13 protein-coding genes are annotated in these 14,218 nt (G+C 42.9%); 7 read left to right on the top strand and 6 right to left on the bottom strand.

Features of this window, described 5'->3' with window-relative positions; all coding sequences use genetic code 11:
* Window positions 1-25: 25 nt before the first annotated feature.
* Together AAA970_RS01665 and AAA970_RS01660 are read right to left on the bottom strand one after the other, a co-directional pair.
* Complete coding sequence (locus tag AAA970_RS01665; protein ID WP_338235742.1) at window positions 26-1,234, bottom strand: GlmU family protein; 1,209 nt, start codon at window positions 1,232-1,234, stop codon at window positions 26-28.
* A gap of 138 nt (window positions 1,235-1,372) precedes the next feature.
* On the bottom strand, window positions 1,373-1,621 hold the full coding sequence (locus AAA970_RS01660) for a type B 50S ribosomal protein L31 (RefSeq protein WP_053406091.1): 249 nt from the start codon (window positions 1,619-1,621) through the stop codon (window positions 1,373-1,375).
* Window positions 1,622-2,027: 406 nt separating this feature from the next.
* Between AAA970_RS01660 and clpB the strand changes: the two genes are divergently transcribed.
* A complete protein-coding gene (gene clpB, locus AAA970_RS01655; RefSeq protein ID WP_338235741.1) occupies window positions 2,028-4,643 on the top strand; it encodes an ATP-dependent chaperone ClpB in 2,616 nt (871 codons plus the stop codon).
* Window positions 4,644-4,928: 285 nt separating this feature from the next.
* The gene (locus AAA970_RS01650; RefSeq protein ID WP_338235740.1) at window positions 4,929-5,537 is read left to right on the top strand and encodes an Ezrin/radixin/moesin family protein; all 609 of its coding nucleotides are present in this window, start codon (window positions 4,929-4,931) and stop codon (window positions 5,535-5,537) included.
* Between the two features lie 54 nt (window positions 5,538-5,591).
* Here the strand turns inward: AAA970_RS01650 and AAA970_RS01645 are convergent, their stop codons facing one another.
* A complete protein-coding gene (locus tag AAA970_RS01645; protein WP_053406095.1) occupies window positions 5,592-5,951 on the bottom strand; it encodes a T9SS type A sorting domain-containing protein in 360 nt (119 codons plus the stop codon).
* A 212-nt stretch (window positions 5,952-6,163) separates the two neighbouring features.
* On the opposite strand from AAA970_RS01645, the gene AAA970_RS01640 reads away from it, so the two are divergent.
* Window positions 6,164-7,330, top strand: a complete 1,167-nt coding sequence (locus tag AAA970_RS01640; RefSeq protein WP_338235739.1) for a BamA/TamA family outer membrane protein — start codon at window positions 6,164-6,166, stop codon at window positions 7,328-7,330.
* Window positions 7,331-7,601: 271 nt separating this feature from the next.
* Here the strand turns inward: AAA970_RS01640 and AAA970_RS01635 are convergent, their stop codons facing one another.
* From AAA970_RS01635 to tgt, 3 genes are all read right to left on the bottom strand, one after another.
* Window positions 7,602-8,531, bottom strand: coding sequence for a DMT family transporter (locus AAA970_RS01635; protein WP_338235738.1), 930 nt, complete (start codon window positions 8,529-8,531; stop codon window positions 7,602-7,604).
* Between the two features lies 1 nt (window position 8,532).
* Complete coding sequence (locus AAA970_RS01630; RefSeq protein WP_053406098.1) at window positions 8,533-9,609, bottom strand: LptF/LptG family permease; 1,077 nt, start codon at window positions 9,607-9,609, stop codon at window positions 8,533-8,535.
* 68 nt (window positions 9,610-9,677) lie between these two features.
* Window positions 9,678-10,808, bottom strand: coding sequence for a tRNA guanosine(34) transglycosylase Tgt (gene tgt, locus AAA970_RS01625; RefSeq protein ID WP_053406099.1), 1,131 nt, complete (start codon window positions 10,806-10,808; stop codon window positions 9,678-9,680).
* Window positions 10,809-10,954: 146 nt separating this feature from the next.
* Between tgt and AAA970_RS01620 the strand changes: the two genes are divergently transcribed.
* From AAA970_RS01620 to AAA970_RS01605, 4 genes are all read left to right on the top strand, one after another.
* Complete coding sequence (locus AAA970_RS01620) at window positions 10,955-12,133, top strand: glycosyltransferase (RefSeq protein WP_338235737.1); 1,179 nt, start codon at window positions 10,955-10,957, stop codon at window positions 12,131-12,133.
* Window positions 12,091-12,705: an RNA polymerase sigma factor gene (locus AAA970_RS01615; protein WP_053406101.1), complete on the top strand. Its 615-nt coding sequence runs from the start codon at window positions 12,091-12,093 to the stop codon at window positions 12,703-12,705. The genes AAA970_RS01620 and AAA970_RS01615 overlap by 43 nt, the downstream gene beginning before the upstream one ends.
* 103 nt (window positions 12,706-12,808) lie before the next feature.
* Window positions 12,809-13,444 (top strand): 16S rRNA (guanine(527)-N(7))-methyltransferase RsmG, encoded by a 636-nt coding sequence (gene rsmG, locus AAA970_RS01610; RefSeq protein ID WP_053406102.1) that lies wholly within the window; start codon window positions 12,809-12,811, stop codon window positions 13,442-13,444.
* Between the two features lie 5 nt (window positions 13,445-13,449).
* Window positions 13,450-14,172: a hypothetical protein gene (locus AAA970_RS01605; RefSeq protein WP_338235736.1), complete on the top strand. Its 723-nt coding sequence runs from the start codon at window positions 13,450-13,452 to the stop codon at window positions 14,170-14,172.
* Window positions 14,173-14,218: the final 46 nt, after the last annotated feature.

The raw sequence follows: 14,218 nt of genomic DNA, 5'->3' as shown, positions 1-14,218 counted from the left end.
ATCTCAGAAATCCTGAGTTATTCTATTATTTCTTTTCCCAAACCCGGTGTGGCTTTGATTCCTCAAAAACCCTCGCCAGAATTTTAAAATCTGCCTCACTAAATTCTAGGCTACGGCGAGCCATCACCCGCTTTGCCACCTCTACTACCCGGGGCAATGCAAAAGTAGAAAATCCACCATGCCCTCCCCAAGAATAAGAAGGAATATAATTTCGCGGATAACCTTCCCCGAAAACATTGGCCCCTACCCCTACCACCGTAGCGGTATTGAACATGGTATTAATCCCTGCCTTGGCATGGTCTCCCATGATTAAACCCAAAAACTGCTCGCCGGTATTCACAAAGCCATCCTTTTTAAAGGACCACACTTTACAGGGCGCATAATTATTTTTAAGGTTCGAAGTGTTGGTATCCGCTCCCAGATTACACCATTCTCCCAAAACAGAATGCCCCATATAGCCGTCATGCCCTTTATTGGAATAGCCAAAGACCACAGAAGTATCCACCTCTCCGCCTAATTTGGACCATGGCCCGACAGTGGTATTGCCTCGCATTTTCGCTCCCAGCATTACCTGCCCATGCTCGCATAAAGCAAAAGGACCTCTGACAATCGCCCCTTCCTGAATCACCGCATCCTTACCAATATATATTGGGCCGGCCTCGGCATTTAAAGTAGCATCTTTAATATCCGCGCCTTCTTCAATGAAGATATTTTCTTTGGCATATATCCGCGTATAGGGATCCGTGATGGCTTGAGATTTTCTGCCTGCTGTTACCAGCTGAAAATCTTCCTTTATTTCTTTCCCATTACGGGTATAAATATGCCACACTTCCTCCACCAAATTATATTCCCCATCAAAAGGCACCTCCACAGAACCCTCCACCGGATGTACACCGTCAAAATTCGCCAACTGGCTTTCCGAATATACCGCGGCTAATAACTGCTCCCCCGACATTAAGCTTGCCCCCTGAGGTAATTCCTCCAACGCTTGCACCAAAGCAGCATTGGGGCAAAGCGCTCCATTAATAATAAGATTGGCTTCCTCTGCCACCCAAAGTGGAAACTTCTCTTGCAGATAATCTGCCGTCAAAAAGCTTACTTCTTCTTCCAGATGTTTTTGCCACTTCTCAGCAATGGTCAAAATTCCAATACGGATACCGGCCGTCGGGCGAGTAAAGGTAAAAGGCTTCAGGGCAGTCCGAATTTCGGGCTGATCAAATAGGATGATATTCATTTACACACAGTTTTGGGTTGGCCCTTTGCACAGTTGGCCAGCACCCATTCACAATTTCAATAGGGCAAAAATAAAAAAGTCTCCTTGATTTGCACCAAGGAGACTTCTGTTTCTTCAAGCGAGACGCGCCCGCAGGAATTAGTTTTTCTTTCCGTACTTTTGGTAGAATTTATCCACACGACCAGCAGTATCAACGAAGATGTTCTTACCAGTGTAGAATGGGTGAGATGCAGAAGAGATCTCGACCTTTACCAAAGGATATTCTTTTCCGTCTTCCCATACGATAGTCTCAGCTGTCTCTACAGTAGAACGAGTCAAGAATTTAAAGTCAGATGATTGGTCGTGAAAAACCACTTCTCTGTACTCAGGATGGATTCCTTTTTTCATGATCTTATATTTTATTATTTATATTTTTTTTTATTCTTCTTCAAAAGGAGTGCAAAAATAGGAAACATTATCGTAAGGCACAACCCTACTGACATTTAATTGATTAGTAATTTCCCTTTTCCACTCCGCCCAAATGTTAAGGATTTGGGAATAATTAGCCTGCAAAGTTAACAAAAGTTTACGCAAGGAAAAACGGATTGATTCGGAAATCTGCAACAATTTCTCTCTACTGCCGTTTTTTACTGAAATTATTTCAGGCTCCATGACTCAGCTGCGACATTTTCACCGACTTTTTGCCGAAATTTCAGTTGAGGCGACAATTTTTCAGCCATCAACCTACTGGAACACAGATTGATCAACACTACCTGAGCGCTTCAACGATCAACAAAATTTAAATGGAAGAAAAATGAATTTAAATCAATATACCATTAAGTCGCAGGAGGCATTGCAGAAGGCCGTTGAGTTGAGCCAATCGAATGGACAACAGGCCATAGAGCCTGCACATTTACTCAAAGCAATTCTTTTGGTGGATGAGAATGTCTCCAATTTTGTATTAAAGAAATTAAGCATAAACCGTTCGCAGTTAGAGGAGAAACTAGATCAACAGATTGCGGGCTTTGCCAAAGTAAGTGGCGGGCAACAATCCTATTTCTCCAATGAGGCGCAACAGATATTAAATCAAGCCCAGAACAGCATCACCGAATGGGGCGATGAATATGTGGCCATTGATCACCTTTTGGTAGCTTTGGCCCAAAGTAAAAACCCCACCGGTCAGCAAATGCGGGATTGGGGCATGGATGCATCGGCGCTAAAGAAAGTATTATTGGAACTTCGGGGCGGCAATCAGGTCAAAGACCAGAATGCCGAATCGAAATATAAATCACTGGAAAAATACTCGAAGAACCTGAATGAGCTGGCCAAAGCCGGAAAAATTGATCCGGTCATCGGTCGTGATGAGGAAATTCGTCGGGCCATTCAGATTCTTTCCCGTCGTACGAAAAACAACCCCATGCTGACCGGTGAGCCCGGTGTAGGGAAAACGGCAATCGTGGAAGGGATGGCCAAAAGAATTGTGGATGGTGATGTACCGGAAAACCTAAAATCCAAGCAAATCATTGCGTTGGATATGGGACTTTTGGTGGCCGGGGCCAAATATAAAGGTGAATTTGAGGAACGATTAAAATCCGTCATTCAGGAAGTGGCGGCTTCTGATGGGGAAATCATTCTCTTTATTGATGAAATCCATACCCTGGTAGGCGCTGGTGCCGGAGGTGATACCGCCATGGATGCGGCCAACCTGTTGAAACCTGCCTTGGCCAGAGGGGAACTGAGAACCATCGGGGCTACCACCACGAAGGAATATCAAAAATACATTGAGAAGGACAAGGCGCTGGAGCGCCGATTCCAGACCGTGATCATTGATGAACCTACAGTCGAAGACACCATTTCTATTCTGCGAGGCATCAAAGACAAGTATGAATTGCACCATGGGGTGCGCATTAAGGATGATGCGGTAATTGCGGCAGTGGAACTTTCAAATCGCTATATCACTGAAAGGTTCCTGCCCGATAAAGCCATTGACCTGATGGATGAGGCGGCTTCCAAATTACGTATTGAAATTGACTCCCTGCCTGCAGAATTGGATGAATTGCAACGCAAAATTATGCAGCTGGAAATTGAGCGCGAGGCGATTCGCCGTGAAGGAGATAAGGACAAAGAAAGTCAGCTGAACAAAGTAATCGCCGAATTATCCGATGCCCGCAATACCTTAAAAGCACAATGGGAAAATGAAAAATCCGTGATCACCAGCATTCAGGCGGAAAAAGAAAATATTGACCGACTGAAATATGAAGCAGAACAGGCGGAGCGCTCCGGTGACCTGGGCAAGGTAGCCGAGATTCGATACGGAAAATTACTGGAGGCGGAAAAGCGGTTGGAAGAGGCCCAAAAACAAGTAGAGGCTTTGGAAAGTGAAAACACGCTTTTAAAGGAAGAAGTCTCCAGCGAAGACATTGCGGAAGTGGTGGCGAAATGGACCGGAATTCCTGTATCAAAAATGTTACAAAGTGAAAGAGAAAAACTTTTGCATTTGGAAGAGGAACTGGCCAAAAGAGTAGCCGGCCAACATGAAGCCATTAACGCCATTTCGGATGCGGTGCGCAGGAGTCGCGCCGGATTGCAGGATCCCAAGCGCCCGATTGGTTCCTTCCTTTTCATGGGAACCACCGGGGTGGGTAAAACCGAGTTGGCGAAAGCCTTGGCTGATTATCTTTTCGATGATGAAAACGCCATGGTGAGAATCGATATGTCAGAATATCAGGAGCGTCATGCGGTTTCGAGACTGGTCGGAGCGCCTCCGGGATATGTTGGTTATGATGAAGGTGGACAATTAACGGAAGCGGTTCGCCGCAAGCCTTATTCAGTAGTGCTTTTGGACGAAATTGAAAAAGCGCATCCGGATGTCTTCAATATTCTGTTGCAGGTACTGGACGACGGACGTTTGACCGATAACAAAGGCCGCATTGCCAATTTCAAAAATACGATCATCATCATGACCACCAATATGGGTGCGCAGGTGATTCAGGAAAATTTCGCCAGCATTAATGATGATAACTATTTTGACGTCATTGAAAAAACGCAGGAGCAGGTCCTGAACTTACTCAAGCAGATGGTCAGACCGGAATTCCTTAACCGAATTGATGAAACCATTATGTTCCATCCATTAAGTAAAAAGGATATCCGCAAGATTGTCAATATTCAGTTTGAGGAGATCAAACGCAGATTACGAGAGAACAATATCGAAATCGAAGCCAGCGTCGAAGTACTGGACCGCCTGGGAGAATTGGGTTACGATCCTTCCTTTGGCGCCAGACCGCTAAAAAGGGTGATGCAAAAAGAATTATTGAACCCCTTATCCAAGGAAATTCTTTCCGGAAGAATTAAAGCGGAAGGTGTGGTCAGTATTCAACTTTCAGACCAACTGGATTTGGTCTTTGAAAATATCAGCCCCCTAAACCTGTAGCCATTGGCACAGAATATGCTATGTATTAGGAGGTTGTGTTTTAAAAGCTTTCTCAATTTCTAAAGAAATTTGAGGCTTGGGACGTGTTATTTTACACGTCCTTTTTTTGTATATGCCGCCCTTCCCTCCAGGGAAAAATCAATCATTCCGCCCTCCAATTAGGCTAAAAAAATCATAAGCAATTTCATGAAAATCTTTCTTTAAGGGAAAATTTGGATATATTGGAGTATTAATTTAAAGTATATCATTATATTCGTATTTAAGTGTACCTATATTAAGCAACCTATGAAAAAATTAGTACTTCTTTTTTCTCTTTTCTTCTGTGTTGGCTTAGTTGCTACTGAAGCGCAAGCACAACTTTCCAAAAAGGAAAAAAAAGAGTGGAAGAAAAAACTCAAACGCGTTACCCCTGAACAATATAAGCAGTTGACCGAAGATTACGCAAAATTGCAAGGTCAGGCAGGTAAGTATGACTCTCAAATTGCTTCTTTGGAGAAGAATGTTGCCGAGCGTGATGCCAAAATCATGGAATTGACCACCGAGCTTCAAAACAAAAATGGTCAGATTTCCGCCATGCAAGAAGAAAAAGCGGCTGCAGAAGCTTCAGCTCCTGCCAGGTCTTCTGCTTCTGTGGATGGTGTGATTTTTAAAGTTCAAATTGGTGCTTTCAGAAATAAAGACCTTTCGAAATATTTCGAACAGCATGAAAACTTCTCTGGTGAAACAGATGCGGACGGTACGCAGAAATTCACTTTGGGCCACTTCGTGGATTACTGGGAAGCGGACACTTTCAAGAAATACCTGAGAGAGATGGGCGTAAAGGATGCCTGGATTGTTCCTTACAAAGATGGACAGCGTGTAGCGATCAAAGACGTATTGGAAGGCGCTATTTAATAAAAAAATATGAAGTCAAAAAAAAGCAGTGCGATTTAATCGACACTGCTTTTTTTATTCCTTCTTGATCCGAATTGCTTTATTAAAGCGTGTTTTAGGATCTTTTAATACAAGTAAATAATATCCCGGCTGAAAATCGTGGGTATCAATTCGGTAATACCTGTTTTTGATCACCTCTTCTGCATCAATCTTTATATTATTCCCGATAATATTAAAAACCTCCATTTCCAGAGAATTCACATTGATATTATCGAGTTTTACGTGTAAAACATCATTGTTCGGATTGGGATAAACCTCCACCCGATCATTGACGGTTCGAAGGCCTAGAGGCAATGCATTCTCAGTTTGGGCGAAAGCCGTCAAACTCAGAACCATCGTAAAGGCCAACATAAAAAGTACCTTTAGACCATTCATTGAATTTATTAGTTAAACATTTTTTAAAAAGAATCGGCAATTTCCGTTCCTCACTAGCAAATATGCTAATTTATACGCACATTATTGCACCCCATTGAAATAAAAAGGTGATTATCACGCTTATCTTCACAAAATTTAACAATTAAGCAAAAGCTTCTTACCTTTGCAGGCTCAAATTTACGGATAAACACCTCATTCTGGGTCAATTATACATGCATCGGATATTAGTTACAAGCCTCTTCATTTTAACCTTTTTTCACCAAATCGCTTTGGCGCAGGAGGCAGAAGCTGTTGATGAAGTGGGAAAAGCAAGCACTGGCGTTGGGTTGGTGGATAAAGTTTTGAACCTGGTCGATTTATTTTCCTATGAAAATGAAAAGGTAGCGCTTTCGGCTTATCCGGCGGTGGCCTACAGTCCTCGGGATGGCATGCGAATGGGAGGGCTGTCCATCATTAAAATCAAAAATAACAACAATCAGGAAGATTGGTATCGCCCCACCCTTTTAATGCCGCAACTTACCTGGTCTACCAAAAATCAGGTCAAGGCGGAATTGGGTTATGACGTTTATTTGAAAAAATGGAACCTTCAGGGAAATATTAATCTGGCATTATTGCCCAATGATGAATTCTATGGCATTGGAGCAGCGAACAGCTCCGAGCAATTCACCCTTTACACCTCCAATTCCTTCAGCTATAATGCCGAATTTAATTATATGCTGCGACAAGAGTTAATGGTGGGTTTCGGAATGAACTATATGCACCAGACGGTTGCGGACATTGACAATCCCGAGATATTACCCATATCCACCCCGGGATATGAGGGCGGAAACCTGATCGGCTTTGGCCCTATTTTGCGCTGGGACACGCGAAACAATAATTTCTACCCTACTTCCGGCCACTGGCTCAATCTACAAGCCTCCTTTTATACGCCGGGACTTAGTGATTATCAATTCAATTTATTCACCGCCGAGATCCGGAAGTTTTTTACTATTGTGGACGAAAAAAACATATTGGCACTTCAAGGAAGAGTAGACATTACCGATGGAGAGGTGCCCTTTTTTCTGATGCCCGGCATTGGCGGGAGCAAAAGATTAAGAGGAATTGACCACTTCAACCGCTATTTAGATAATAATGCCTGGTTTGCTCAGGTAGAATTTCGCCGGCATTTATGGTGGCGATTCAGCGGAGCCACTTGGGCTGGTGCCGGACAAACCACCACTCATGCACATCAATTCAGCCTTCAGGAGGCACAGTTTGTGGGTGGTGCAGGCCTTCGTTTTCAGGCCACGGAAAAGGATCGCCTGAATGTTCGGGTAGATGTAGGATTCGGCTCCGGGGGGCAAAAAGGCATTTACCTTTCCATACTGGAAGCTTTTTAACCGAATGATCCATGCTTAAATCCTCGTTTATTGGCAAGGCAGGAAAAATGAAGGAATATTTCCTGTTTCATTTTATTCCAATGGAGCCGATGAATGAGGTGAAAGCAAACTTGCCCAAATTTGGGCTATAAAAAAATCAGCAGGCACGAACGTAATGAATTGATAATTAATCTATCAAGACGGATAACTAAATCTAGCGGCGAATAATTCGGCTTAAAACTAAAAAAAGGGAATGCATTGCGCACTCCCTTTTTTTGTAACTTCTTTAGCCTCAAACCTCCTGAAGCCTTATTTTTTCTTTTTTATGCTTTCTCCGCTTATCCCAGTTTTTCAATAAGGGATAGCACAATACAGACAGCAAAATCATCGCTGTTCCGATGTAGAACTGACTGCTCATTTTCTCCTCTGAGCCAAGAATCAGGACCGCCAGGGTAATGCCATAAATCGGCTCCATATTCACGGTAAGATTCATCATGAAAGGGGTTACGGTACGCATCACTTTAACCGAAGCCGTATAAGCATAAACGGTACAACCCAGCGACAATATCATCAACCAACCGAAATCAGCCCATCCACCCCACATTCTCAATATATTTCCCTCCGCAAAAAAGGTCACATAAATGGGCAGGAATAGCACAGTGAAGCCAAAGGCACCTACCATTTCATAAAGGGTAATGGTCGCTGGTTCGTATTTCCCGACAAAGCGCCCATTACAAATCGTAAATAAACTGGCTGCAATGGCTGAGGCAATCGCCACCATCAAACCCCAAAAGTGCGTGAATTCAAAACTAAAAATCACATAAAGCCCCAACAGGACAAATATCCCCAATACCACCTCATACCAGGCCACTTTTCGCTTATTGATCATCGGATCCAGCAAACTGGTCCAAAAGGCACCGGTCGCAATTCCTGCTAATGAGACCGAAGCGGTAGAAATTTCCGCCGAGGCAAAAAACAGAATCCAGTGAAAACCAATTAAGGCACCTGCTCCCAACAAGTGGTATTTCGCCTTTTTAGTCAGCGCCTGTAGCCGCTTACGCTGTGCCAGTAAAATATACATGGCCACCGAGGCAATCAAGGTTCTGTAAAACACAATTTCAACGGCAGGCAACGTAATCAATTTCCCCAACACTGCCGTGAAGCCCCACACAAATACGATAAAGTGGAGCATCAGGTAATCCTTTACTGCGTTCTGTTGCATTTTATTTAGGCACGGTTCGATATAAATAAACCCCAATACATCCAAAGACGATATTTGGAATCCAAACAGCGATAATCGGGGTTAAGGTCCCCTTTTCCGCCAAAGTTCGGCCAAACATAAAGAAGATAATGTACACAAAGGCCAATACGAAACCAATCGCAACCTGTACGCCAGTCCCTCCACGCGCTTTTCTGGCAGACACCGTAATTCCGATAAAGGTCAGAATCAGAATGGCAAAAGGAGAGGTGTAGCGCACAAATTTCTCAATTTCGTATTCCTTCCAGGTCTCGGAACCCCGGGATTGCAAATCGGCAATGGCCATATCCAGCTCTGGAAGCGTCAGGGCTTCATATTCCTTTTCCTGATTTTCGAAATATTTCGGCAAAAGGTTAAAGGCAGAATCTAGCTCATTCCCCTTGGTAACAATTTCCTCCATCCCATTGATTTCCCTTTGCTGCCAATTATAGAGCGTCCAGCTTTCCTTTTCCCTATTCCACTTCATTCGGCGAGCGGTCAGTTTGGATTTCAACTCATTGCCTTCAATCGTTTCTAAAGTCACCCGATAACCCGTATTGGAACTGTTATTGTACGATTTTAGATACAAATAGGACTCCGGTGAAAGCTTAATGTGTACATGCTGATCATCAAAATAAAACTGACGCTCCAAATAAGCCCGTTCAAATTCCAGTCGGGATTTGTTTGAATTCGGAATCAAATAAGCATTGGCGAAAAAACTAACCACCGCCAATAGTGTCGCCCCAACAAAGTAAGGGCGCATAAACCGCTTAAAGCTCACCCCACTACTTAAAATCGCAATGATTTCAGTATGACTGGCCAGTTTAGAGGTCACGAATACCGTGGTGATAAAAACCATGAGTGGGGTAATGAAATTCCCCATATATAGCGCAAAATCCCCATAATAAGCCAGAATTTCCATCATCGGCAGCTTATTCTGCAGGTATTTATCGTTCTTCTCGGTCATATCGATAATACAAATTACCGACACCAATACCATCACGACAAACACATAGGAGGTCAAAAACTTTTTGAGGATATAGCGGTCAAGAATTTTTAGCATGAGCTTAAAAAAGGTTGAGTGGGCAATTTAAATTACCCACAATAAAAATCGAAAAGATTCAAGGCCTATTACAATCGACGGCTCACCTTTTCTACCATCACATTTTTCCAACTGGCAAATTCTCCGGATTTGATTTTCTCACGTGCCTGCCCTACCAACCACAGGTAGAAAGTTAAATTGTGGATAGAAGCAATTTGGTTCGCCAATAATTCCTTCGCCGTCACCAAATGGCGCAAATAAGCTTTCGTATAGAAAGTAGACACATAACCTCCAATATTCGGATCAATCGGAGAGAAGTCGTCCTTCCATTTTTCATTTTTAATATTGATGATGCCCTCAGAGGTAAAAAGCATACCGTTACGCGCATTACGCGTAGGCATTACGCAGTCCAGCATATCCACCCCTAAAGCAATACTCTCCAGAATGTTAGCCGGCGTCCCTACTCCCATTAAATAACGAGGCTTGTCTTCTGGCAAAATATTCGTTACCAAATCCGTAGTCGCATACATTTCTTCTGCCGGCTCTCCCACCGAAAGGCCTCCAATTGCATTTCCTTCACGGCCTTGCTCCGCAATAAATGTAGCCGACTGCTCGCGCAAATCTTTATAGGTTGATCCCTGAACTATCGGGAACAAAGTCTGGCTATAGCCATATTTCGGATCAGTGCTGTCAAACCGATCAATACAACGCTTCAACCAACGGTGTGTCATTTCCATGGAATCTTTCGCATAGCGGAAATCACAAGGATAAGGCGTACACTCATCAAAAGCCATCATAATATCGGCACCAATAGTACGCTGAATATCCATCACGCCTTCCGGTGTAAACAAATGCTTGGACCCATCGATATGAGATTTAAAAGTCACCCCATTCTCCTTAATTTTTCTGGTTCCGGAAAGTGAAAACACCTGATACCCGCCACTATCGGTCAAAATAGGACGATCCCAGCCATTGAACTTATGCAGTCCGCCCGCCTGTTCCAGTATATCCAATTTCGGACGAAGGTACAGGTGATAGGTATTTCCCAAAATAATCTGCGCCTTTACATCCTCCTTCAACTCCCGGGTGTGTACCGCCTTCACGGATCCCGCCGTACCTACCGGCATAAAGATAGGAGTTTCGATTTTCCCGTGATCGGTGGTGATCACCCCGGCACGTGCTTTACTTTTGGGGTCTTTTGCTTCTAATTCGAACTGCATGCGTTTTTCTATTTATCGATCAAAGATGAGCCCTCTGAGGAGAACTATCTAAAATTTCCATTACCTTTAAACGAATGAAGCAAGGAAATATAGTAATCATCCTATTTCCTATGCTTTGCCGTTTAACCGAGCAAAATTAACGCTTTTTGGAAGATATTATTGAAAAATACTCGGGGAATCCCAGCCTTTTTTTTCTTTTAATCAGCTGGTTGATCGCCGGAGGATTACAAATGATTTACCATGGCCTGCTGTTTAGCCGAATTTGGTGGCAAAAGCCCAAAAATTCTCCCAGGTCCTCCCTTCCCAAACTCAGTCTGATTGTTGCTATTCACAATGAGGAAAAAAATATTCCTGAGCTTCTGGAACATCTCCAAAAACAAAAATATCCGGAGGATTGGGAGCTTTTATTCGTCGATGACCGGTCAACAGACAGGAGCAGGAAACTACTGTTGGAGCAAAAAAAAATCAATTCTCATTTAAATATTATTTCCATAAATGAGACTCCAGCAGGCAAAAGTCCCAAAAAATATGCAATTCAACAGGGAATCCTACACGCCCAACACAATCATATGGTCTTCACTGATGCGGACTGCCGGCCCGCCAGCGAGGATTGGCTCTTCCTTATGGCCTCTAAGTTCCAAAAAAACATACAATTCGTATTGGGATACAGCCCGTATAATTTTCATAAGGGATTTTTGAATTTATTTATTCGTTTCGAAACACTTTTAAGCGGGATTTCCTATCTTTCACTTGCAATGTGGGGAAACCCTTATATGGGAGTAGGTAGAAATTTGGCCTATCAAAAAGGTTTTTTTCTCGACCATGGAGGGTTTAGTAACCATGATCAAATTCTCAGTGGGGACGACGATTTATTGGTCAATGAAATGGCCAATAAGCACAACACTGATTGGGAGATTCATCCAGCCGCTTTTGTTTATTCCAAACCTAAGGAAAGCTGGAGGGCATTTATCCATCAGAAAACACGTCACCTTTCTGCTGGAGTGAAATACCGATTTACCGACCGCCTGCTATTAGGGTGCTGGGTGATCAGCAAAGTCTTTTTCTGGCTATTGCTGCCCCTGAACCTTTGGCATTTTGGTTTATCAATAAATTTACTGGCATTTGGGCTACTTGTAGTTGCAGTGATCAGTATCAATATTAAATTGTCTGCAGAAAGACTCAGAGAAAAAGTTTCGATCTGGAGCATCCCAATTTTAGACCTGCTATACGTCTTTTATTATGTATTAACAGGACTGCGAACACTTTTTATCAAACAAACTCAATGGAATCATCACCAAGAAAGACATTTTCAGCAAAAGCATTAGAGGATTTCAAATTGATTGACCGAGCTGTAGAGGAGGGAGATCAGCAGGCTTATGCTGATCTGATGAAAAGATATAAAAAACCGGTTTATCATATCATCCTGAAGATGATCCGCAACGTGGATGATGCGGAAGATCTGACCATTGAAGCTTTCGCGAAAGCGTTCAAGAACTTACACAAATTTAAAAAGGACTATACCTTTTCTACCTGGCTGTTTCGCATTGCGACCAACAATGCCATTGACTTTATCCGTAAGAAGAAACTGGATACTTTAAGTATTGAGTCTACTTATAAAGATGATAATGGCGAAACGGTGGGCATAGAGGTGAGAGATGGTTCTTTGAATCCACAGGAAGAGGCGATTAAAAGTCAGAAAATCGAACTGGTACAAATGTTCGTGACCAAGCTTCCTCCCAAATATCAGCGACTGGTACGGCTTCGGTATTTTCAGGAATTATCCTATGACGAAATCGCCAAAGAACTGGGTTCCCCACTGGGTACGATTAAGGCCCAACTGCACCGCGCCAGGGAATTACTGTATGACCTGGTTAAGGGGAACGAGCATCATATTTAATGCAATTTCGCATTCGATTTGTAGGACAAGCAGGTAGTTTCTACCTTTGCATAAATTATACTGAAGGAGAGTTTATTACTCTCCTTTTTATTTAAATAGTGCAATGGAACATACTGTCGATATTATCTTCAAATATTTCCCGGAGCTTACAGAGAAGCAAAAGGAGCAATTCAGCCAGCTGAAGGATTTATATTTTCACTGGAATAGTCAAATCAACGTCATTTCCAGAAAAGATATAGAGGAGTTGTATGTACGCCACGTACTGCATTCCCTGGGAATAGCCAAAGTGATGGGATTCCGCCCGGGAGCACATGTTTTGGATGTAGGAACCGGTGGTGGATTTCCCGGTATTCCTTTAGCGATCATGTTTCCAGAGACTAACTTCCACCTGATTGACTCCATTGGGAAGAAAATCACGGTAGTGCAAAATGTTGCGGAAGCCCTGGGATTAGATAATGTAAAGGCGGAGCAAATTCGAGCAGAGAAGGTCAAGCAAAAATACGATTTTGTGGTCAGCAGGGCGGTAACGCGCATTAAGCCATTCTTTAATTGGGTACGCACCCATTTCAAAGACGAATCTTTGCACCCCTTATTCAACGGTATTTTGTATTTAAAAGGGGGAGATCTCAAAGAAGAGATGGCCGAATTGAAGCGTCCTTATCGCGAATATGACCTGCCAGACTTTTTTGAGGAGGATTTCTTCGAGACGAAGAAAGTGATTTACGTAGAAGTGGAATAAGCATCATGAGTACAATTTTTTCTGAGGGAGAAAGCTTAAAGCATTTTTGGAAAGCCCCTCGTGATATTTACCAGAAAGAAGATTTTCAGACTGCTTTACCAAAGGTTTTGGGAATTTACCTGATGATGTGGATTCCTATGTTTTTGGTAATGGGTGTATTATATGCTTTAGAGTCGAAGGGCATAGTGGATAATTTAGACAACCATGCCATTGAACAGTTTCTGGAAACAATGCCCTTTGCAGTGGTCTTTGTTTTAGCCGGAATTGTTCAGCCCACGCTGGAAGAATTAGGCTTCCGCTTATTTCTTCGGCCCAAATACGCCGGCATTTCCTTTTTCATTTGGATCGTTTTCCTGGCAGCCATTTGCTTTCAGTCACTTCCAAAAAATTTAGCCATAGTACTCATCGGCGCCTTGTCGGTTTTCCTCTATTTCTATTTCTCCGACTGGCGACACCGGCCGGAGATGATCTGGGGTAAATATTTCAAAGGACTATTCTGGTTGTCCGTGTTTTCTTTTGGGTTGGCACATGCTGTAAATTTTGTAGCGGTGGATGTTCCCCTTTGGGCAATTCCTTTAATGGTTCTTCCTCAAATTGTAGCGGGTTACTTCCTTGGCTTTACCCGACTCCGGTTTGGAATTAGCTGGGCTATTTTCTTTCATTGCCTCCACAATTCTCTTTTACTGATCGGGTATTTGATCAATGAGCATTATTTACATCTGACCTAAGCTGATAAAGCGGTATTAATTTTTTAATTTATACCGCTTTATTTTT

Origin of the sequence: Persicobacter diffluens (assembly GCF_036244895.1) — a bacterium.
GTDB lineage: Bacteria > Bacteroidota > Bacteroidia > Cytophagales > Cyclobacteriaceae > Persicobacter > Persicobacter diffluens.
This window is presented reverse-complemented; position numbering and strand designations above follow the sequence as displayed.

What these genes read in the sequence shown, in the direction of transcription:
- tgt (WP_053406099.1), bottom strand. Translation starts at nt 10,808, where the DNA reads ATGCAGTTCGAATTAGAAGCAAAAGACCCCAAAAGTAAAGCACGTGCC.
- AAA970_RS01650 (WP_338235740.1), top strand. Translation starts at nt 4,929, where the DNA reads ATGAAAAAATTAGTACTTCTTTTTTCTCTTTTCTTCTGTGTTGGCTTA.
- rsmG (WP_053406102.1), top strand. Translation starts at nt 12,809, where the DNA reads ATGGAACATACTGTCGATATTATCTTCAAATATTTCCCGGAGCTTACA.
- AAA970_RS01645 (WP_053406095.1), bottom strand. Translation starts at nt 5,951, where the DNA reads ATGAATGGTCTAAAGGTACTTTTTATGTTGGCCTTTACGATGGTTCTG.
- AAA970_RS01660 (WP_053406091.1), bottom strand. Translation starts at nt 1,621, where the DNA reads ATGAAAAAAGGAATCCATCCTGAGTACAGAGAAGTGGTTTTTCACGAC.
- AAA970_RS01605 (WP_338235736.1), top strand. Translation starts at nt 13,450, where the DNA reads ATGAGTACAATTTTTTCTGAGGGAGAAAGCTTAAAGCATTTTTGGAAA.
- AAA970_RS01640 (WP_338235739.1), top strand. Translation starts at nt 6,164, where the DNA reads ATGCATCGGATATTAGTTACAAGCCTCTTCATTTTAACCTTTTTTCAC.
- AAA970_RS01665 (WP_338235742.1), bottom strand. Translation starts at nt 1,234, where the DNA reads ATGAATATCATCCTATTTGATCAGCCCGAAATTCGGACTGCCCTGAAG.
- clpB (WP_338235741.1), top strand. Translation starts at nt 2,028, where the DNA reads ATGAATTTAAATCAATATACCATTAAGTCGCAGGAGGCATTGCAGAAG.
- AAA970_RS01630 (WP_053406098.1), bottom strand. Translation starts at nt 9,609, where the DNA reads ATGCTAAAAATTCTTGACCGCTATATCCTCAAAAAGTTTTTGACCTCC.
- AAA970_RS01635 (WP_338235738.1), bottom strand. Translation starts at nt 8,531, where the DNA reads ATGCAACAGAACGCAGTAAAGGATTACCTGATGCTCCACTTTATCGTA.
- AAA970_RS01615 (WP_053406101.1), top strand. Translation starts at nt 12,091, where the DNA reads ATGGAATCATCACCAAGAAAGACATTTTCAGCAAAAGCATTAGAGGAT.